General features: G+C 67.6%; 21 protein-coding genes and 2 tRNA genes. 10 read left to right on the forward strand and 13 right to left on the reverse strand.

Annotation, left to right across the window (positions count from 1 at the left end; all coding sequences use genetic code 11):
- Positions 1–17: 17 nt before the first annotated feature.
- The 7 genes from proC to CJZ82_RS10750 all read right to left on the reverse strand — a co-directional run bounded on the left by proC (position 18) and on the right by CJZ82_RS10750 (position 5,470).
- Entirely contained in the window at positions 18–791 is a 774-nt protein-coding gene (proC, locus tag CJZ82_RS10720) for a pyrroline-5-carboxylate reductase (protein ID WP_233130195.1), read from the reverse strand.
- Positions 792–826: 35 nt separating this feature from the next.
- Positions 827–1,426 carry a cell division protein SepF gene (locus CJZ82_RS10725; protein ID WP_094555771.1) on the reverse strand — a complete coding sequence of 200 codons (600 nt, stop codon included), beginning with the start codon at positions 1,424–1,426 and terminating at the stop codon, positions 827–829.
- Between the two features lie 94 nt (positions 1,427–1,520).
- Positions 1,521–2,168, reverse strand: a complete 648-nt coding sequence (locus tag CJZ82_RS10730) for a YggS family pyridoxal phosphate-dependent enzyme (protein WP_094555772.1) — start codon at positions 2,166–2,168, stop codon at positions 1,521–1,523.
- A 6-nt stretch (positions 2,169–2,174) separates the two neighbouring features.
- Positions 2,175–2,453, reverse strand: a complete 279-nt coding sequence (locus CJZ82_RS10735) for a PipX family protein (protein WP_094555773.1) — start codon at positions 2,451–2,453, stop codon at positions 2,175–2,177.
- Positions 2,454–2,475: 22 nt separating this feature from the next.
- Positions 2,476–3,408: a CbiQ family ECF transporter T component gene (locus tag CJZ82_RS10740; RefSeq protein ID WP_094555774.1), complete on the reverse strand. Its 933-nt coding sequence runs from the start codon at positions 3,406–3,408 to the stop codon at positions 2,476–2,478.
- A 13-nt stretch (positions 3,409–3,421) separates the two neighbouring features.
- Positions 3,422–4,789 carry a ribosome biogenesis GTPase Der gene (gene der / locus CJZ82_RS10745; RefSeq protein WP_094555775.1) on the reverse strand — a complete coding sequence of 456 codons (1,368 nt, stop codon included), beginning with the start codon at positions 4,787–4,789 and terminating at the stop codon, positions 3,422–3,424.
- 159 nt (positions 4,790–4,948) lie between these two features.
- Entirely contained in the window at positions 4,949–5,470 is a 522-nt protein-coding gene (locus CJZ82_RS10750) for a DUF1823 family protein (RefSeq protein ID WP_094555776.1), read from the reverse strand.
- Between CJZ82_RS10750 and dusB the strand changes: the two genes are divergently transcribed.
- Positions 5,469–6,488 carry a tRNA dihydrouridine synthase DusB gene (gene dusB / locus CJZ82_RS10755; protein ID WP_094555794.1) on the forward strand — a complete coding sequence of 340 codons (1,020 nt, stop codon included), beginning with the start codon at positions 5,469–5,471 and terminating at the stop codon, positions 6,486–6,488. The two genes, CJZ82_RS10750 and dusB, sit on opposite strands and share 2 nt — an antisense overlap.
- Here the strand turns inward: dusB and CJZ82_RS10760 are convergent.
- Positions 6,401–7,144: a DUF4079 domain-containing protein gene (locus tag CJZ82_RS10760; RefSeq protein WP_094555777.1), complete on the reverse strand. Its 744-nt coding sequence runs from the start codon at positions 7,142–7,144 to the stop codon at positions 6,401–6,403. The genes dusB and CJZ82_RS10760 overlap by 88 nt on opposite strands.
- Positions 7,141–7,938, reverse strand: a complete 798-nt coding sequence (locus CJZ82_RS10765) for a precorrin-2 C(20)-methyltransferase (RefSeq protein WP_233130199.1) — start codon at positions 7,936–7,938, stop codon at positions 7,141–7,143. Before CJZ82_RS10765 ends, CJZ82_RS10760 begins: the two co-directional genes overlap by 4 nt.
- A gap of 147 nt (positions 7,939–8,085) precedes the next feature.
- Here CJZ82_RS10765 and CJZ82_RS10770 point away from each other — a divergent pair, with 147 nt between their 5' ends.
- Positions 8,086–8,652: an acireductone dioxygenase gene (locus CJZ82_RS10770; RefSeq protein WP_094555779.1), complete on the forward strand. Its 567-nt coding sequence runs from the start codon at positions 8,086–8,088 to the stop codon at positions 8,650–8,652.
- Here the strand turns inward: CJZ82_RS10770 and CJZ82_RS10775 are convergent.
- Together CJZ82_RS10775 and aroQ are read right to left on the reverse strand one after the other, a co-directional pair.
- Complete coding sequence (locus CJZ82_RS10775) at positions 8,649–9,254, reverse strand: tRNA-(ms[2]io[6]A)-hydroxylase (protein WP_094555780.1); 606 nt, start codon at positions 9,252–9,254, stop codon at positions 8,649–8,651. The genes CJZ82_RS10770 and CJZ82_RS10775 overlap by 4 nt on opposite strands.
- Positions 9,251–9,691 (reverse strand): type II 3-dehydroquinate dehydratase, encoded by a 441-nt coding sequence (gene aroQ, locus CJZ82_RS10780; protein WP_094555781.1) that lies wholly within the window; start codon positions 9,689–9,691, stop codon positions 9,251–9,253. Before aroQ ends, CJZ82_RS10775 begins: the two co-directional genes overlap by 4 nt.
- Positions 9,692–9,728: 37 nt before the next feature.
- On the opposite strand from aroQ, the gene CJZ82_RS10785 reads away from it, so the two are divergent.
- The 4 genes from CJZ82_RS10785 (at position 9,729) to CJZ82_RS10800 (ending at position 12,714) form a co-directional block, all read left to right on the forward strand.
- Positions 9,729–9,810 (forward strand) — tRNA-Tyr (locus tag CJZ82_RS10785).
- An 11-nt stretch (positions 9,811–9,821) separates the two neighbouring features.
- Positions 9,822–9,893, forward strand: a tRNA-Thr gene (locus tag CJZ82_RS10790).
- A 164-nt stretch (positions 9,894–10,057) separates the two neighbouring features.
- Positions 10,058–11,515: an aldehyde dehydrogenase family protein gene (locus CJZ82_RS10795; RefSeq protein ID WP_094555782.1), complete on the forward strand. Its 1,458-nt coding sequence runs from the start codon at positions 10,058–10,060 to the stop codon at positions 11,513–11,515.
- 92 nt (positions 11,516–11,607) lie between these two features.
- A complete protein-coding gene (locus CJZ82_RS10800) occupies positions 11,608–12,714 on the forward strand; it encodes a LysM peptidoglycan-binding domain-containing protein (protein ID WP_233130196.1) in 1,107 nt (368 codons plus the stop codon).
- 20 nt (positions 12,715–12,734) lie between these two features.
- Here CJZ82_RS10800 and CJZ82_RS10805 read toward each other — a convergent pair whose 3' ends face one another.
- Together CJZ82_RS10805 and CJZ82_RS10810 are read right to left on the reverse strand one after the other, a co-directional pair.
- Entirely contained in the window at positions 12,735–14,228 is a 1,494-nt protein-coding gene (locus CJZ82_RS10805) for an ATP-dependent DNA helicase RecQ (RefSeq protein ID WP_094555783.1), read from the reverse strand.
- Positions 14,229–14,233: 5 nt separating this feature from the next.
- Complete coding sequence (locus tag CJZ82_RS10810; RefSeq protein WP_094555784.1) at positions 14,234–15,256, reverse strand: hypothetical protein; 1,023 nt, start codon at positions 15,254–15,256, stop codon at positions 14,234–14,236.
- Between the two features lie 135 nt (positions 15,257–15,391).
- On the opposite strand from CJZ82_RS10810, the gene CJZ82_RS10815 reads away from it, so the two are divergent.
- From CJZ82_RS10815 to mtnC, 4 genes are all read left to right on the forward strand, one after another.
- Positions 15,392–15,601: a photosystem I reaction center subunit IV gene (locus CJZ82_RS10815; RefSeq protein WP_094555785.1), complete on the forward strand. Its 210-nt coding sequence runs from the start codon at positions 15,392–15,394 to the stop codon at positions 15,599–15,601.
- 135 nt (positions 15,602–15,736) lie between these two features.
- A complete protein-coding gene (locus CJZ82_RS10820) occupies positions 15,737–16,582 on the forward strand; it encodes a DNA-formamidopyrimidine glycosylase (protein ID WP_094555786.1) in 846 nt (281 codons plus the stop codon).
- Between the two features lie 49 nt (positions 16,583–16,631).
- Complete coding sequence (locus tag CJZ82_RS10825) at positions 16,632–17,333, forward strand: class II aldolase/adducin family protein (RefSeq protein ID WP_094555787.1); 702 nt, start codon at positions 16,632–16,634, stop codon at positions 17,331–17,333.
- A complete protein-coding gene (mtnC, locus tag CJZ82_RS10830) occupies positions 17,330–18,124 on the forward strand; it encodes an acireductone synthase (RefSeq protein WP_094555788.1) in 795 nt (264 codons plus the stop codon). Before CJZ82_RS10825 ends, mtnC begins: the two co-directional genes overlap by 4 nt.
- The last annotated feature ends 256 nt before the right edge of the window (positions 18,125–18,380 follow it).

Raw genomic sequence — 18,380 nt, forward strand, 5'->3', positions numbered from 1 at the left:
GCTGGCCAGCGCGACGCCTAGCCGGCGTTGAGGGCCCTGCTGCGCTCCGCCGCTGCCAGCACCGCCTCGATCAAGGCGCTGCGCACCCCCGCCTGCTCCAGCTGACGCAAGGCCGCGATCGTGGTGCCAGCCGGACTGGCCACCATGTCCTTGAGCTGCGCCGGATGCAGCCCCTGCTCCTGCAGCAGTTTCAGCGAGCCAGCCATCATGCCCAGGGCCAGCTCCAGGGCCAGGGGCCGGGGCAGGCCCGAGGCCACACCACCATCAGCGAGCGCCTCCAGCAGAACCGCCGCAATGGCAGGGCCTGAGGAGGCCAGGGCCAGCAGACCATCCAGCTGGCTCTCGGGCAGCTCCTTGACCACCCCGACGTGGGCGAAGAGATCGAATACCCACTGGCGCTGATCGGCTGGCAGGTCGTCGCCCCAGGCCAGACCGGTGATGCCGGCGCCCACCAGGCAGGGAGTGTTGGGCACGGCCCGCACGCAACGCCAGCCGGGAAAAGACAGCTCCAGCCGTTTCAGGGTCACGCCGGCCAGCACTGAAATCAGCAGTGGCGCGTCGTCGCCAGGGGGCGGCGGCGGCGCGCCAGCCGCCACCGCTGCGAGCAACTGGGGCTTGACCGCCAGCAGCACGGCAGGGCAAGCCCAGGCCCGAGCCGGGTCACGACCCACTGCCACACCGAGCTCCGCCTGGAGGCGCCTGGCCGAGTCTGCGGTGGCGACCACGGCCTGAACCTGATCACGGGGGATCACCGCCTGATCAAGCAGAGGCAGCAGAAGTGCCCGGGCCATGCGGCCCAGGCCGATCACACCAAGGCCGGAGGGCTTCAGAGGCTGAAACCGGAGGCGGAATCCTGACGGCCCCAGGCAGGGCTTGGGGCGGCCGGGTCGCTCTCGCTGCCGGCGGGTTCGCGGCTGGACACGATCGTGGGCGAGGAGGGTTCTTCGCTGCTGGCGGTGGTGACCGTGACACAGCTGGGGGCGAACAGGAAGATGCTCTCGCCCACCCGCTCCTGGTGGCCATCGATGGCGAAGGTGCCGCCCGCCACGAAGTCGACCGCACGCTGGGCCTGGTCGGGCTCCATCATCGTGAGGTTCAGGATCACGGTCTTGCGGTCACGCAGGGCCTGTATCGCCCGGGGCATCTCATCGAAGCTCCTAGGCTCCATCAGGGTGACCTCCGCCGCCGAGGAGGAAAGCCCCGGCATGCCGATGACATTGCTGGAGGAGCTGACTGAGCCGAAGGGATCGTCGCTGCTGAAGTCGCTGGTCAGGGCGAGGGCACTGCCGCTGGAAAGGGCCGGACGGCCGGGGGGTGACGAGCTGGCAGGCGAATCGCCGGGGTCGTAATCCAATTCGTCGTCGTAGTCGCCGTCGAGATAGTCGTCTCCGGAAACGACGGCACGCAGGCGGGAGAACAACGACACCGTGGGCACCTTCGGTTGGAGATGTACTTACTTAGCGTCCCATGCCTTCGGTTGCAACTGGACACAACCTGGATACCGATTTACGAAACAAGGTTCAGAGCCTTTCGCCGAACAAAGCCGACCCGATCCGCACCCAGGTGCTGCCGGCCCGCACCGCCTCGGGCCAGTCGTTGCTCATGCCCATCGAGAGCTCCCCAAGACCCAGGCTCGCTGCCAGCGCAGCACAGTCCTGGAACAGCCTCAAGCGCTGATCAGCCTCCAGCCCCAGGGGAGCGATCGTCATCAGACCCACTGGCACCAGGGGCTCCAGCGCCCGCAACCGGGGCCACAGCTGCTCCAGCTCCCGCGGCTCGAATCCCGTCTTGCCGGGATCGCTCCTCAGCTTCACCTGAAAGAACAGCCGGGGGCTGAGTTGCTCCTCAGCGGCGATCCGCTGCAGCCGCTCGGCCAGGGCAAGACCATCGACGGAATGGATCGTGCCGAAATGGCGCAGCACCCCCCGGGCCTTGTTGGCCTGCAGCCTGCCGATGAAATGCCAGTCGAGCGGCTCGAGATCGGCCAGTTCCACCTGCTTGGCCTGCGCCTCCTGCAGGCGGCTCTCGCCGAAGCTGCGCAGCCCCAGGGCCACCGCCTCGCGCAGACGGACCGCCGGCTGCCCCTTGCTGACTGCCAGCAGACGAGCCTGGGGGGGCAACTGCCCCTGCAGGGCCTTCAGCCGCTGGGCAAGGTCGTCAGCGGGCATCTCCGATCAGATGAAAGTCTGATCGAACAGCTGGCGCCAGCGGGGCAGATGCACACTGCCATCACGTCGGGCCCGCGCCAGGTTCTGCTCCGCCACATGGCGGGCATCCATCAGCGGAATCACCTCGAACTGGGCCCCGCGTGGCTGCAGGGTCACCAGGAAGAACATCCGCTGGGCGTAGAGGGTGGCGAATAGATCGCGACCTTCACCCGCTGGAGCCACCCGATACAGGAGGCCGAATGTCGGATGATTGAGATAACGCTCTGTGGTCGCGTCGACGCTCACTGACGGCTGCAATGGCTACCAATTACAGCGCACCGTACTGCCAGCGCAGACCGAGGAACACCACCAGGGCTCCAGCCGCCACCAGGTTGAGCCAGCGAGCCGCCCGCCGGGCCAGCCGCATCTGGGCCGGCGGCACCCACTGCCCGCCCCTGGCCATCAGGGCTTCGGCCCCCTGCTCCGAGCGCAGCAGCAGGTTGGCGAGCAAGCGCTCCGCCACGGAAAGCAGCAGTCCGAGCCCACCCTTCCAGCCCAGGCTCTTGAGGTTCACGGCCCGGGTGGCGATCGAGCGCAGCAGGTTCTGGAACTCCTCCTGCACCAGCGGCAGAAAACGCAGGGAGAGGAGCAGGGTGAAGCCCAGCCGCTCCACCGGCAGCCCCAGGGCACCGAGCGGCGTGATCACCCAGCTCAGCGCCCACACCAGTTCCTCCGGCGGGGTGGAGAGCAACAGCAGGTTGGCGCTGTGCAGGAGGGTGAACAGCAGCGTGGCGCTGTTCAGGCCGAGCTCGGCGGAGCGGCGGTTCACCACCAGCGGCCCGATCGGCAGGGGCCCGAGCTGGATCGGCCCCAAGCGCAGCACCTCCCAGGGCAGCCCTTGACGCTGGGGAGCTGGCTCGCCTGCAGGGGGCGGGGCCAGGAGGATTTCCCGGGGGGAGCGCATCGCGCTGGCGGAGGCCACCACCCCCACAGGCACCAGGGAGGCCAGCAGGCCCACCAGCAGGCAGAGGGCCAGCAACACCGGCAGGTTGCGCCGCCAGAGGCGCCAGGGAAGACCGCAGACGGCCGTGATCAGCAGCAGCAGCGCCACCAGGGCAAGCCGCCACTGGGGGCCTGCCAGGACCGGCGTGGCCAGGAAAGCCAGGGTCCAGCCCAGCTTGAGTCGGGCATCGAGCCGCCGCAGCCATCCCCGCTGCCCATCCACGTACTGGCCGATGGGCAGCTGACGCAGCCAGTCCATCAGGAGCGCACCATCAGGAGGCGGAGCGGCTCTGCTGCCTGGCCAGGTCCTTCTCGGCGTCGCGCTGCTGCTTGCCGCGCCAGAACAGCCGGATCGGAGAGCCATCGAAACCCAGACCTTCGCGGATCTGGCGCTCCACATAGCGGCGGTAGGTTTCGCCGAACAGCTTCGGGTCGTTCACAAACAGGGTGAAGCTGGGCGGCCTGGTGGCCACCTGGGTGCCGTAGTAGATGCGGCCCTGGCGCCCGCCGCGACTGGTGGGAGGCGAACGCCAGCTCACAGCCTCCTGCAGCACCTCGTTCACCACCGAAGTGGTGACCCTGCGGCGGTGCTGCTCCACCGCCATCAGGGCCAGGGCAAAGATGCTCTCCACCCTCTGGCCGGTGAGGGCGGAGGTGAACAGCATCGGCGCCCAGTCGAGGAAATAGAGCTTGGCGCGCAGCTCCTTCTCCATCGCCGCCATGGTGTGGCTGTCCTTCTCGATCGCGTCCCACTTGTTGACCACGATCACGCAGGCGCGACCGTCCTCTTCAATGCGCCCAGCCACCCGCTGATCCTGTTCGGTGACGCCATCGAGGGCATCGATCACCAGAACACACACGTCACTGCGCTCCACCGCCTTGAAGCTGCGGTTGATGCCGAAGTATTCAGGGCCGTAGCTGACGCTGCGACGGCGGCGGATTCCGGCGGTGTCGAGCAGCTTCCAGGTCTTGCCTTCCCGCTCGATCGTGGTGTCGATCGTGTCGCGGGTGGTGCCGCGGATCGGGCTCACGATCGCCCGCGCCTCGCCGCAGATCGAGTTGAGCAGGCTGGATTTGCCCACATTTGGCCGCCCGATGATCGCCAGCTGGATCGGCTCCTCCGTCTCCTCCTCAGGAGTGGTGGGCAGAAAGCCGATCACCTTGTCGAGCAGTTCCCCGGTGCCGGCCCCGTGGATGGCCGAGACGGCAAAGGGCTCACCCAGGCCCAGACCCCAGAAATCGGCGGCCATGGCCAGGCCCTGATCCGGCGATTCGCACTTGTTCACAGCCAGCAGCACGGGCACCTTCTGGCCGCGCAACCAGTCAGCGATGGCCTGATCAGCGGCGGTGAGCCCCTGCTGGCCATCGACGATCACAACGGCCACGGCGGCTTCCGCCAAAGCCAGGTTGGCCTGCTCCCGGATCTCCGGCAGAAACTCACTGTCGTCATCAAAGACAAGACCGCCGGTGTCGACCACCCGGAAGCGACGATCTCCCCAGTACCCCTCCTGATAGGTGCGATCACGGGTGACGCCCGGCTGATCGTGAACGATTGCCTCACGGCTGCGGCAGAGCCGATTCACAAGTGTGGATTTGCCCACATTGGGCCGCCCGATGATGGCGACGACTGGAAGCGCCAAGAACTGTTATCTCAACAACGATTACCTGGTTCAACCCTACAGACTGAAGCCGCTTTGATAAAACGCCTCGATTGGCGGCGGAAGCACTCGGGTTCCTGCGTCTTGCGTGAGCCCTCATCAGTGCTTGATCTTCAGTGAGCCGGCTTCAGCCCACCGGCTTCAGTGCACCGGTGGATCGCCGGGGTGCCCCTGAAGCGGCGACTCTGGTGGCACCAGCGGCTCAGGCAGCGGCCCCTGCTCGGGCAGATCCTCCCCACGGGCCGCCAGATCGGCCAGCAGCCAGTTCACCGCCGTGGCCCGGCGTGTGCGGCGCGGCACCAGCTCGCCGATCCGGTAGCCGGCGAAGCCGAGCTGGCCTTTGAGCAACTGCTTGTGCTCCGCGGGGATGGAGCGGGTCAGGCGCACGCTGGCGGGGCGCGTGGCGATCAGCTCCGGTGCCTGAGGGAAGGCCTCGGCCCAGGCGTTCGGCGTGGCTGGTGTGGCCAGCCAGGGCTCGCTGGTGCTTGTCTTGTTCACAGGATCGCTGACCGCTCCGGCCTGGGGCCGATAGCCCAGCCGCCGCCAGATCAGCTCACAGACGAAGCGGTCGCTGAGGCGGTCATCCAGGATCATCATCAACAGAGCGCGGCTGAGGGGCTGGGGATCTGGGCCGCCCTCCGGCTGCGACGCTGACATGGCCATGGCTTTCAGCTTCTTCAACGATGCACCCCTGAGCCTGCCGGGTCGCGGAACGCCGCGGAGCCTGCGCTGCCGGGTGCTGCAGTCACCCCTGGCCGGCGTGAGCGACCGCATCTTCCGTGGCTTCGTGCGCCGCTGGGCGCCCGATGCCCTGCTCTTCACCGAGATGGTCAACGCCACCAGCCTGGAGCTGGGCCACGGCAGCGACAAGATGGCGGGACTGGGGGCTGAAACCGGGCCGATCGCCGTTCAACTGTTCGACCACCGGCCCGGTGCGATGGCGGAGGCGGCCCGGCGGGCCGAGGGGGAAGGCGCCTTCCTGATCGACATCAACATGGGTTGCCCGGTGCGCAAGATCGCCCGCAAGGGAGGCGGCAGCGGGCTGCTGCGCGACCCCGCCCTGGCCTGCCGGATCGTCGAGGCCGTAAGCGCGGCCGTCACGGTTCCGGTCACCGTCAAGACCAGGCTGGGCTGGTGCGGCGACTCCTCCGATCCGGTGGGCTTCGCCCTGGCCCTGCAGGCGGCTGGAGCCCAGGCCCTGACCCTGCATGGCCGCACCCGCGAGCAGGGATTCTCCGGATCAGCCGACTGGGACGCCATCGCCCGGGTGAAGCAGGTCCTCTCCATTCCCCTGATCGCCAACGGCGACATCACCGGCCCCGAGCAGGCCCTCGACTGCCTGGAGCGCACCGGCGCCGACGGCGTGATGGTGGGCAGGGGCACACTCGGAGCCCCCTGGCTGGTGGGCCGCATCGACGCCGCCCTGAGCGGCAGGCCGCTGCCGCCGCTTCCGGGCACCCCTGAACGGCTTGCCCTGGCACGGGAGCACCTGGAGGCCCTGGTGGCGGCCCGGGGCGAGCAGGGGCTGCTGATCGCGCGCAAGCACCTGGGCTGGACCTGCCAGGGCTTTGCCGGCGCCGCCCGGCTGCGCCATCAGCTGATGCGGGCACCCAGTCCATCGGCGGCGCTGGAGCTGCTGGCCGGAGCTGGGCAGATGCGCTTCTCGAAGTCGCAGGAGTAGATCGCCGACCTCTGCCAGCTCACCGGAATTTCAAGCAGGTCGCGGCTGCCGGTGATCGCCTGAACCGCCAGCAGCACCGCCACCAGGATGTTCACGCTCACGTGCAGGCGACGCATCTTCAGGGAGCGGAAGATCTCCGGCTTGGCCGACATCGAGAACAGCATCAAGCCGGTGAGCAGCACACCACTCCAGTAATGGGAGGCCCAGAACGCACCCTCGAACGGGTTATCACTCAGGCGCCAGATCTCCGGCTGACTGCCCAGCCCCAGCAGACCCGCCCAGGTGAGCAGCGCGAAGCAGGCCCGCAGGTTGGTGGACTTCACCCGCCAGAGGGCCAGCAGGCTGGCGAAGGTGCCCGCGCTCACCACCAGCAGCAGAGCCAGGCGCTGGACGCCACCGGCGAAAGGGGGCTCGGGCGTGATGAATTTGCTGGTGAAGGAGTAGATCAGGGCCACCAGCACCGCCACCACCATCCCCCCGGTCAGCCAGCGACCGTGATCGGCGTGCTCCACCCCCACCGTGGGCGGCTGGGGGTGGATCTTCAGCCGACGCTCCCTGGCCAGGATTCCCAGGCGAATGGTCGCCCCCACCACCGGATACACGAACAGAATCACCAGGACCGGGTGGAGCAGGGCGAACCAGTCGATTGGATTCATGGGCCTCCAGGCGGTTCACTCAGGCAAGCATCCTGGCCGTGATCAGCCCAGGCCGCCCCGGTGTCGGGGAGCACCTCGGGCCAGCCGCAGCGGATCAGCAGCAGGGAGAAGTACGAGGAGGCTCCATCGCCATCGGACGGCACCGCCGAGGCCGGCGCCACCGTCTGCTCGGGCCAGCCCACCCGGCGGGCGAAGAGGGCACCCTCCAGCAGCCCCATTCGATCCAGCAGGGGCCGCACCCAGCTCCAGCGGGCACCCAGCTTGAGCAGGGCCAGCACCGGCCGCTGGCCTTCAGGGCCTGCCAGAGCAGTCTCAAGCAGCGCCTGCAGTTCGGCGGGATCATCCGGGGTGGGCAGCACCTGCAGGGTCTGGCGCTGCAGGGCCAGGGGCCAGGCGCCCGCCGCCGCCGCCGCCGAAGCCGCTGTGATCCCGGGGATCAGGCGCAGCGGACAGCCCGGGTGGCGCTCCAGCAGCTCGAGCAGCACGTAGGAGGCACTGGCGAACAGGGAGACATCGCCCTCACACAGCAGCACCACCCGCTGGCCGGCCGCCACCTCCATGGCCAGGGCCTCGGCGGCCTGGCGCCAGGCGCGGCGGCGCGGGGCCGGCTCCACCACCATCGGAAACAGCAGCGGCAGGCGCCGCTGCTGCTGCCTCAGCCAGGGAGAGACGATCCGGGCGGCCATCCCCTCGGCCTCCAGCCGCGCCACCGGGTAAGCCACCACATCGGCCGCCTGGATTGCCCGCACCGCCGCCACGGTGCAGAGCTCGGGGTCCCCGGGGCCGACCCCCACCAGCACCAGACCCGGGCCGGAGTCCGAACCGGAGGCTGAGTCCAGCACCGAGGCTGCTTCAAAGCGATCGATCACAGGGGTGCTCCTGGCGGCGCCTGCCAGCACGCTTTCTAGGCTGAAGAGCGATCCCCTCGCCGCTGCGCCGCCGTGAGCCGCCTGCAGATCCACCCCGTCAATCCGCCAACGCCAGGCCAGAGCAGCCCGGCGAGTGCCCCGTTCAGCAGCGACGACGGCGAGGTGATCGCGGCCGAGCTGGCCGCCCGAGGCCTGCGCTTCGAGCGCTGGCCGACCCGGGGTGAGCTGGCGGACGGCGCCGATCAGGAGGCCATCCTCAGCGCCTATGCCAGCGAGGTCGCCCGCATCCAGTCTCAGGGGGCCTACCCCAGGGTCGATGCGATCCGGCTCGGCCCGGACCACCCGGAGCGGCAGGCCCTGCGGCAGAAGTTCCTGGCCGAGCACACCCACGCCGAAGACGAGGTGCGCTTCTTCGTGGAGGGGCAGGGGCTGTTCTGCCTCCACATCAGTGAGGAGGTGCTGCAGGTCCTCTGCACCAGCGGCGACCTGATCAGCGTGCCCGCCGGCACCCGCCACTGGTTCGACATGGGCGCGGCCCCCCACTTCACCGCCCTGCGCTTCTTCAATAACCCCGACGGCTGGGTGGCCCGGTTCACCGGCGATGACATCGCCTCCCACTTCCCCCTGCTCGACCCCTAACTGTGCATCCGGGGCTGGGGGTGGAGCTGGGCCAGCAGCTCGGCTTCCCGGGCGGCCAGCTGCTCCAGCCGCTCCATCACCACAGATCGGGGCCAGCGGCGCTCACACAGCACCCAGTAAAGGCCGAAGTGACGCGCCTCACTGGCCAGCAACTCCCCATAAAGCTGCCGCAGCTCAGGGTCAGGGCTGTGGGCCGCCAGCAGGGCCATGCGTTCGTGACTGCGGGCTTCGATCAACCCCGCCACCAGAAAGCTGTCGAGCATGCGCTCCGGTTCCGGGCGCCGCACCAGCTTGGCGAGGGCCGCGCCGTAAGGGGGCGCCGCCAGCGGACGCAGGGCCTGACCCCGGCTCCCCAGCAGAGCCAGCACCCGCTCGAAATGCTCCAGCTCCTCCCGCGCCAGGGGGCTGAGAGCCGCTGCCAGGGCCTCGTCGGAGGGGTAGCGGAACATCAGCTGCAGGGCCGCCCCGGCCGCCTTGCGCTCGCAGTGGGCGTGATCGATCAGCAGTTCGAGCGGATGGGCCAGGGCCTGCTCCAGCCACTCGGGGCCGGTGGGCGCCGCCAGCCAGCGCACCCGTGCCACCGCAGCCGCCGGGGCAGTCACGGGCGGCTGCGCAGGTGGTCGAGCAGGCCTTCGAGAGCCAGCCGGTAGCTGGTGGGCCCGAAGCCGCAGATCACGCCCACGGCGCGGTCGGCGAGGAAGGAGTGATGGCGGAAGGGTTCGCGGGCATGGGTGTTGCTCAGGTGCAGTTCCACGTAGGGGATGGCCACGGCCAGCAGGGCATCGCGCAGGGCGATGGAGGTGTGGGTGTAGGCGGCGGCATTGATCAGGATGCCGGAGCTCTGGCCGCGAGCCTCCTGGATGCGGTCCACCAGGGCTCCTTCGTGGTTGCTCTGGAACCAGGCCAGCTCAACACCCAGCGCCATGGCCCGCTCAGTGAGGTCGTCGCGGATGGCCTCAAGGCTTGAGGTGCCGTAAAGACCAGGCTCGCGGCTGCCCAGCAGGTTCAGATTCGGACCATTGAGGACGAGCAGCTGCATGAGGGAGGTCGGCTGGTAAGTTGTCGAGGTGTGGTTCGGGTCGGTGCCCGAGTGGTTAATGGGGGCGGACTGTAAATCCGCTGGCTCTGCCTACGTTGGTTCAAATCCAACCCGGCCCACCTTTCCACATGCCCTTGTAGCTCAGCGGTAGAGCACTCCCTTGGTAAGGGAGAGGTCACGAGTTCAAGTCTCGTCAAGGGCTTTTCAACTCACCGTTGTGCTGCTTTTTCTGCAGCTGATTCTGGCCTGTTGATGAATACCAAGGCTGCTGGACTCTCTTCTCAATCTGGGCGCTGATACATCTCGATCCGTCGTCGCGGCCAGACTCCGTCTCTGGCCAGACTTGATCTGATTGCCCCCCAGTCGATGAGCCAGACCTCCATTTCCCCCTCCGCCACCGCTGCTGGCGCAGGCGGGCCCGATGACCCCAGCGGGCAGTTCTCGACAACCGCCCTGAGGGAGCTGGTGAGTTCGGGGACCACCAGGCCGCTCGCCTGGCGTCGTGCCCAGCTCCAGGCGCTCGACTCACTGCTCGCGGAAAACGAGCCAGCCATCATCGAGGCGCTGAACGCCGATCTCGGCAAACCGCCGGTGGAGGCTTATTTCGAAGTAGTGGCCGTGCGGCAGGAGCTCCGCCTGGCCCAGCAGAAGCTGAAGCGCTGGATGGCGCCGCGGCCAGTTGCCGTTCCCCTCTCCCAGCGGCCCGGAAGGGCGGAGCTGGTGGCTGAACCGCTCGGCTGCGTGCTGATCATCGGCCCGTGGAACTATCCCTTCTCGCTCACGCTCCAGCCCCTGGTGAGCGCCCTGGCGGCGGGCAACACCGCCGTGCTCAAGCCCTCGGAGCAAGCGCCCCACACCTCCGCTCTGATCGCCCGGCTGGCGGGCCGCCACCTCGATCCCCAGGTGGTCGTGGTGCGGGAGGGCGGCGCCGAGGTGGCTGGCGAACTGCTCGATCTCCCCTTCGATCACATCTTCTTCACCGGCGGCGGCCGGGTGGGCCGGCTGGTGATGGCAGCAGCGGCCCGGAATCTGACGCCGGTGACCCTCGAGCTTGGAGGGCGCAGCCCGGCGATCGTGCTGGCCGATGCTGATCTGGAGGTGTCCGCTCGGCGGCTGGCCTGGGGCAAGGGACTCAATGCCGGGCAGACCTGCATCGCCCCCGACCACCTGCTGGTGGAGGAAAGGGTACGGCCGGCCCTGATCGAGCGGCTGCGGGGTGAATTCCAGCGGGCCTACGGAGACGATCCCCTCGCCTCCCCCGACCTGGCCCGAATCATCAACCAGGCCCAGTTCGAGCGGCTGCTGGCCCTGCTGGAGGGCGCCAGGCGGGATGGCCGGGTGCTCAGCGGTGGCCAGGTGGATCCCCAGACCCGCCGGATCGCTCCCACCTTGATTGCCTGCGAACCTGCCTCCGAACTCCTCTCCGGCATCAACGATCCGCTCCTGGCCGGCGAGCTGTTCGGCCCCTTGTTGCCAGTGGTCAGCATCATGAGGCTGAACGAGGCCATCGACCTGATCCGCCAAGGACCCAAACCGCTGGCTCTCTACCTGTTCAGCCGCAGCCGCACGGCCCAGGACCAGGTGCTGGCCAGCACCAGTTCCGGCGGCGTCTGCCTCAACGACGTGGTGATGCAGGTGGGGGTGCCTGAGCTGCCCTTCGGTGGTGTCGGAGAGAGCGGCATGGGCCGCTACCACGGCCAGGCGGGCTTCGACACGTTCTCGCACCTGCGCAGCGTGCTGCGCCGACCCTTCGGCTTCGATCTGCCCTTCCGCTACCCGCCCTACGGAGATCGGCTCAGCCTGATCAAGCGGCTGCTGGGCTGAGTGCCGAAACGAAGTGGGCCGGGGCTGGAGATGAAGCGGGGGCTGGCGTTCCGGGGAGGTCTCCGTAAGGTTCACCCAGCCGAACGCCTTCCATGAGCAGCTCGCAACCCTTGCGCCGTGTCCTGGCCGCCCTGGTCCTGGCCCTGGTTCTGCCCTTGCCTGCCCTGGCGGCCCCCCAACACGTGGTCAAGTCGGGGGAAACCCTCTCGGAGATCGCCGAGCGCTACGACGTATCGGTGCAGAAGCTGATGCAACTCAACGGCATCAAGGATCCCGATCTGGTCGAGGCTGGCACCAAGCTCAAGCTGCCCGATGGGGCCAAGCCAGCGCCGCGGGCCGGTTCGGGTTCTTCAGGGACCGGCAGCCACACCGTCAGCGCCGGTGAAACCCTCTCAGAGATCGCTGAGCGCTATGGCCTTTCAGTGCAGAGGCTGATGGAGCTCAATGGCCTCAAGGAGGAGGATCTGCTGCAGGTGGGGCAACGCCTGAAGGTGCCCCCGGCGAAGAACGCGGCCAAGCCCACCAAACCCACCAAGCCCGCCGCCAAGCCAGCGCCCCCCGCGGCGGCAGGAGCGAAGGCCGCTCGGGTGCACGTAGTCAAATCCGGTGAAACCCTCTCGGAGATCTCCGAGCGCTACGACGTGCCGGTGGCCCGGCTGGTGAGTCTGAACAAACTCGAAGCTCCCGAAAACCTGCAGGTGGGCACAAAGCTCAGCCTTGGGCCCGCCAGCGGAACCCCAGCCACCCAACCAGCAGCTGCCAAACCTGCAGCAGCCAAACCAGCGCCGGCTAAGCCAGCCGCCACCAAACCAGAGCCAAAACCAGCGCCGAATCCGCCCGAGCAAACCAAGCAACCAGAGCCCCAGGCCAAACCGGCCACCACACCTGCGGCTGCAGCCAAACCCGCTGCTGTGCAGCCCAAGCCCCAACCCAAGCCCGACCCCAGCAACACCGCCGCCCCGGACTGGCGCACCTACGGTCCGCTGCAGGTGGATTTCTCCAACTTGCGGCCGATGGGCGGCAGCCAGGTGGCTCCGGCTCTCAACAGCGGCGGGCAGCCGGTGTTCGTGGCGATCAACTGCGCCGCCCGCAAGATCAATGCCACCGGCGCCGCGGGCGCCTGGACCACCTGGGAAGATCCCACCACCGATTACGAGGAGCAGCTGATCAAGGACGTCTGCAAGCAGACCTCAGGCTGAAGCTCAACCCAGCTGCGCAGTCAGGCCGCCCAGCGCAGGGGCCAGGGCTGGCTGAGGTAGTGACGTCCAGCGGTGCGCAGCCACAGACGCTGGCTGCCGTCGTCGCTTTCGCTGATCAGCTCCTCCTGCACCAGACGGCGAGTCAGCCATCCCCAGCGCTGCTCATCGCCGGCATGGGCCTGCTCCAGGGCCCCGGCCAGCCGGCGCAGATCCACCCCGTCCTTCTGAGCCAGGGCCTCCAGCACCCGCGCCGCATCCAGCGACCAGTCGCTGATCGAGCGGGGCCGCCGGCAGACATCGCAGCGGCCACAGGGCGGCACCAATTCCCCCACCGTCAGCAGCAGGGCCTGTTCACGGCAGCCGCTGCCCTCCGCCACGGCCTCCATCCGCCGCAGCTGCTGCTGGGCGATGTCACGGCGCGGGCGCTCCTGGTCCTGGAGTTCCGGACTCATCTGCCGCGCCGAGGCCCGCATCGCCCAGCCCAGGGAGAGCCGATCAGCCGGATCGAACAGCACCAGGCAGCGGGCGGGAAGCCCGTCACGGCCGGCCCGGCCCGACTCCTGCAGATACCCCTCGGCGCTGGCGGGCAGATCGAGGTGCAGCACCAGGCCCACATCCGGCCGGTCCACCCCCATCCCGAAGGCCACGGTGGCCACCAGCACCGGCGTCGGACTCTCCTGGAAATGCTCCAGGGCCAGCTGGCGACTCTCGGGGTCCATGCCCGCGTGGTACGCGATCGCCTCACGGCCAGCGGCAGAAAGGCGGGCGGCCCAGTGCTCCACCGAGCGGCGGGTGCGCGCGTAGATCAACACGGCACCCCGCGCCCGCTCCAGCGCCTCCAGCACCAGGGCCATGGGGTCCTCTGGACGCCGCTCCATGGCATAGGTCAGGTTGGAGCGCCTGGCTGAACGCACCTGCACCAGGGGACGCCGCAACTGCAGCAGGCGGATGATGTCGGCGCGCACCCGGGGGGCCGCCGTGGCACTGAGGGCGACCAGCGGCACCCCGGGGCAGAGGCTGCGCAACTGACCCAGCCGCCGGTAATCGGGCCGGAAGTCGTGGCCCCAGGCACTGATGCAATGGGCCTCATCCACCGCCAGGGCCACCAGGCGCCCCTGCTCCAGCACCTCCTCCAGCAACTGGCGGGTGGCCTCGGCCTGCAGACGCTCCGGAGCCAGGTAGAGCACCCGCAGACGATTCTCCTCCAGGCGGCGCAGCAGGGCACGGCGGCTGGGCAGATCCAGGCCCTGGTGCAGGCTGGCCGCCGGGATGCCCCGCCGTTGCAGCTGGCTCACCTGGTCCTGCATCAGGGCCACCAGGGGGGAGACCACCAGCACCAGGCCCTGCCGTACCAGGGCCGGCAGTTGAAAACACAACGACTTACCAGCACCGGTGGGCATCACCGCCAGGCAATCCTGACCGGAGAGCAACGACTCCACCACCTGCCGCTGCCCCGGGCGGAAGGCGGTCCACCCGAAATGACGCTGGAGCTCCGATTCGAGCGGATCCGTCATGGCGCTCAGGGCAAGGGCGGAGGCGTCATCTGGTCGGGGTTCTCCTCAACCAGCTGCAGGCGCACCCGCTTCCCCCCCGAGAGCTCGCCGAGGGACACCCGCAGTGTGGTGCCGCTCAGACTCTGCAGAACGGTGAGCAGCTCGCGCAGATGGGGTGTGCTGCTGCCGCTCTCCACCCAGAGGCGTTCCTGCAGCCCCCCCAGCCGCCGCCAGCTGGTGTGCAGTTTGAGCACAGCGCTCTCCAGCTGCTGGGCCTGACCGACGGCATCGGCTAACAGGCCGAGGGCATCGAGCCGCTGGGCCTCCTGCAGGGCCTTCTCGAGGTTGAGGCTCCCCTGCTGAAAGGCGCGCACGGCCAGGCCGGCCTCGGCCGCCTTGCTCAGCCAGCGGGCGGTGCTGGTCACATCCTTGACCCGCTCCAGCTCCGGTTCCTCCCGCAGGGCCCGGCGCAGGTCGTCCTGCTGGGGTTCGGGCAGCTTGGCCAGCTCTCGCACCAGTGGGGCCACCACCCGCGGGGGGAGCAGGTTCTCCTGGGTGCGCTGGCGGATCTCCTCGGGCAACAGCGGGCTGGTGGCGGCGGTGAATTCATCGCTGAGGCGACGCACCTGCTTCCGGGTGATCTGCTGGCCATCATTGGCGGCTTCACTGATCATCTGCTGAACCTCCGGATCGGCCAGGGCCGTGTCGAGGAAGGCACGCTTGGAGAAGTTGTTCACGCTGCCCTGCTCCAGCAGTCCGTCCCCGACGAGGTTGTCGGCGGAATCGGCGAGCTGGATCAATCCATAGGCCCGGGTCTTGCTGATCTCCCGCTCCCTGAGCCATTGCAGGAAACCGGTGCCGCGGCCCTCGCCGCCCCGCTTCTCCCGGTCCCGCACCGCCCGCAGAATCCGGCCACGCCAGATCTCCGTCTGCAGATCGAAGCGGTCACAGACAGCCCAGGCCTCCTCCAGGCGGGAGAGGAACTCCATCGTGCTGATGTCGTCCCGCTCCGGATCGGGCAGCTCCAGGCTGAGGACGGGTGCCTGCATCGACGACCAGCGGTGCAATCGCTGATGCTGCCACGCAGACCCGTGACAGCGAACGACGAAACGTGACGCCCGCGGTTCAGAGCCCCTCTGGGGCAGGTATCTTCCGACTGGCAGTCACCCAACAACAGCGCAGCGATGGCGATCTCCCGCGGCGACAAGGTGCGCATCAAGCGGCCTGAGTCCTACTGGTTCAACGAAGTCGGCACGGTGGCGTCCGTCGACACCTCCGGCATCCGCTACCCCGTGGTGGTGCGCTTCGAAAAGGTCAATTACAGCGGCTACAGCGGCTCGGAAGGCGGCATCAACACCAACAACTTCGCCGAAAGGGAACTCGAGTCGGCCTGAGCCCTCTTACGAGCCAGCTCGTTCGGAATCCACCGCAACTGATCCGCCATCCGCCGGGAGTCCAGCTTCCGGCGGATTTTCTTTGGTCACGGCGAGCCCTCTGCCTGGCAGGCTGCCCGGATCGATGCTGAGCGGATGCCCGAGCTGCCTGAAGTGGAAACGGTTCGGCGCGGGCTGGAGCGTCAGCTCTCCTCGTTCGAGATCGGGCAGGTCGAGGTGCTCAGGCAGCGGGCCATCGCCGCTCCAAAGGAGATCGATCAGTTCCGGGCCGGGCTGATCGGTGCTCGTGTCGGGGCCTGGAGCCGTCGGGGCAAGTACCTGATGGCTGAGCTCAGCCGCGGCGGCCTGCCGGCAGGCCACTGGGGCGTTCATCTGCGCATGACCGGGCAATTTCTCTGGCTGGAGGAGCCCCGCGAGCCCTGCCGCCATACCCGGGTGCGGTGCTGGAGCCGGCAGGGGCAGGAACTGCGCTTCATCGATGTGCGCAGCTTCGGGCAGATGTGGTTCATTCCATCCGGCCACGAGTGCTCCAGCGTGATGACAGGCCTGCAGAAGCTGGGGCCTGAACCCTTCAGTGCGGCCTTCAGCGGCACCTACCTGATGCAGAAACTGAAGGGCTCCGTGCGGCCCATCAAGAACGCCCTGCTCGATCAGGCGCTGGTGGCTGGGGTCGGCAACATCTACGCCGATGAATCCCTGTTCGCAGCGGGTGTGGCCCCCCAGCGCCGAAGCGGCAGTCTCAGCCTCGTGGAACTTGAGCGTCTACGCCAGTCGCTGATCGAGGTGCTCGAAACCAGCATCGGATCCGGCGGCACCACCTTCAGCGACTTCCGGGATATCAGCGGCACCAATGGCAACTACGGAGGCATCGCCTGGGTGTATCGCCGCGGCGGTCAACCATGCCGGCGCTGCGGCCAACCGATCCAGCGGGAGCGCCTGGGCGGTCGCAGCAGCCACTGGTGCCCCAACTGCCAGCGTTGAACAGGATCTGGGCGGTGCGAGAAGATAGGTCTACGCCGTTGAAGGGTCCGTGCCCACATCCGCCCCCGGGGAGCAGGCAAGGGCACTGTGCGCGGTCATCGCAGCGATCCATGCCAGGGGCTGGTGCGACGGTACCGGCGGAAACTTCAGCTGCGTTAGCCGGCTGGAGCCCCTGGAGCTGCTGATGGCCCCCAGCGGAGTCGACAAAGGCTCGATTCGCCCCCAGGACCTGATCCTGGTGAATGCACAAGCCCAGGTGATCGACGGCAGCGGAGCGGCCAGCGCCGAAACCCTGCTGCATCTGGAGATCGTCAAACGCACGGGAGCCGCTGCTGTACTCCACACCCATTCACAGGCCGCCACCCTGCTCTCCCGCCGCGCCCTGCAAGCCGTGCTGCTGCGGCCTGTAGGGAGTGCAGCAGAAGCAACGAATCCAGCCGAAGCGGCGAACGCCGTCAACGCGGCCGTGCGGATCGACGGCCTGGAGATGCTCAAGGGCCTTACAGGCATTCGCAGTCACGACACTTCCATTGCCATTCCGGTGCTGGCCAACGATCAGGATCTGCGCCGCCTCAGCTCTGCCGCATCACCACACCTTGACGAAGCACCCCACGGCTTGCTGATCGCCGGACACGGTCTCTATGCCTGGGGCCACGACCTGTTCAGCGCCCGCCGACATCTGGAAATTCTGGAGTTCCTGCTGGAGCAGAGCTGGCGTGAGTTGCTGCTGCCGCCCCTCCCCAACCCATGACGTGTCCAAAACCGTTGCTGGCTGACATCAGCCATGTGCTTCTCGATATCGAAGGCACCACATGCCCCGTGAGCTTCGTGGCCGACACCCTGTTTCCCTATGCAAGGGCTCGTCTGGAGTCCTATCTGATGAAACACGGACAGGATCCGGATCTGAAGCGGTTGCTATGCGACCTGCAGGAGGCCTGGCATAACGACAAAGTCGACGCAATCAACGACACTTTTCAAAGCGAAAGCATTCCTTGGCATCAGCAGAAATCTCGACAGCCACCAGCCCAGCAACCCAGCATTCATCAACTCTGCACCTATCTCCAGTCCCTTATAGATAACGACCGGAAGCTCACCGCTCTAAAAGAACTGCAGGGATTGATCTGGAGAGAAGGCTATGCCAATGGCTCGCTTCGCGCTCCCCTGTTTGCCGATGTCGCGCCAGCCCTGAAGCGATGGCACGCTGCAGGGCTTCAACTGGCGGTGTACTCATCAGGATCTGTAGCGGCTCAGCAACTCCTCTACGGTCACTCAGATGCAGGAGATCTGCGCCAGCTATTCTGCGGGTGGTTTGACACCCGTGTCGGGCCTAAAAAGGATCCCGCCAGCTATCTCAGGATTGCCGACACTCTAGGTACACCAGCCGACAAGATCCTGTTTATCAGTGACTCCCTGTCAGAACTCAACGGCGCCCATCTCAGCGGCCTGCCCGTGATCCACAGCAGCAGACCAGGCAATCCAGAAGATAACCCAGGCCCCCATTCCCAGATCACAACCCTTGAGCAGATTCCTTTCCTATCCTAAAAGGCACCGATTCCACCACAAGCGTCTACTACTGCTGCTTATAGACCGGCGACGACCACATCACAAATAAAGCCGCCGACGAGTACAACCCCAGCACCCGCGACGACACCATCACCACCAGCGCCAACGGATACAGCGCCAGCCCAGCAGCCACCGGACGCTACGCACAAAAAAAGCCACCCTGAGGTGGCTTTTCAGTACATCTAGCCTCAGCAGCGCTGAGGTTAGATGTAGAGCGATTAGATTGTTTTATCCT

It is taken from the genome of Synechococcus sp. 1G10, from assembly GCF_002252625.1.
Taxonomy (GTDB): Bacteria; Cyanobacteriota; Cyanobacteriia; order PCC-6307; family Cyanobiaceae; genus Regnicoccus_A.

Excerpts from the sequence above, each read along its gene's own strand:
- proC (WP_233130195.1), bottom strand. The coding sequence starts at position 791 with ATGGCCCGGGCACTTCTGCTGCCTCTGCTTGATCAGGCGGTGATCCCC.
- CJZ82_RS10730 (WP_094555772.1), bottom strand. The coding sequence starts at position 2,168 with ATGCCCGCTGACGACCTTGCCCAGCGGCTGAAGGCCCTGCAGGGGCAG.
- CJZ82_RS10740 (WP_094555774.1), bottom strand. The coding sequence starts at position 3,408 with ATGGACTGGCTGCGTCAGCTGCCCATCGGCCAGTACGTGGATGGGCAG.
- dusB (WP_094555794.1), top strand. The coding sequence starts at position 5,469 with ATGGCTTTCAGCTTCTTCAACGATGCACCCCTGAGCCTGCCGGGTCGC.
- CJZ82_RS10750 (WP_094555776.1), bottom strand. The coding sequence starts at position 5,470 with ATGGCCATGTCAGCGTCGCAGCCGGAGGGCGGCCCAGATCCCCAGCCC.
- CJZ82_RS10760 (WP_094555777.1), bottom strand. The coding sequence starts at position 7,144 with ATGAATCCAATCGACTGGTTCGCCCTGCTCCACCCGGTCCTGGTGATT.
- aroQ (WP_094555781.1), bottom strand. The coding sequence starts at position 9,691 with ATGCAGCTGCTCGTCCTCAATGGTCCGAATCTGAACCTGCTGGGCAGC.
- CJZ82_RS10795 (WP_094555782.1), top strand. The coding sequence starts at position 10,058 with ATGAGCCAGACCTCCATTTCCCCCTCCGCCACCGCTGCTGGCGCAGGC.
- CJZ82_RS10800 (WP_233130196.1), top strand. The coding sequence starts at position 11,608 with ATGAGCAGCTCGCAACCCTTGCGCCGTGTCCTGGCCGCCCTGGTCCTG.
- CJZ82_RS10805 (WP_094555783.1), bottom strand. The coding sequence starts at position 14,228 with ATGACGGATCCGCTCGAATCGGAGCTCCAGCGTCATTTCGGGTGGACC.
- CJZ82_RS10810 (WP_094555784.1), bottom strand. The coding sequence starts at position 15,256 with ATGCAGGCACCCGTCCTCAGCCTGGAGCTGCCCGATCCGGAGCGGGAC.
- CJZ82_RS10815 (WP_094555785.1), top strand. The coding sequence starts at position 15,392 with ATGGCGATCTCCCGCGGCGACAAGGTGCGCATCAAGCGGCCTGAGTCC.
- CJZ82_RS10820 (WP_094555786.1), top strand. The coding sequence starts at position 15,737 with ATGCCCGAGCTGCCTGAAGTGGAAACGGTTCGGCGCGGGCTGGAGCGT.
- mtnC (WP_094555788.1), top strand. The coding sequence starts at position 17,330 with ATGACGTGTCCAAAACCGTTGCTGGCTGACATCAGCCATGTGCTTCTC.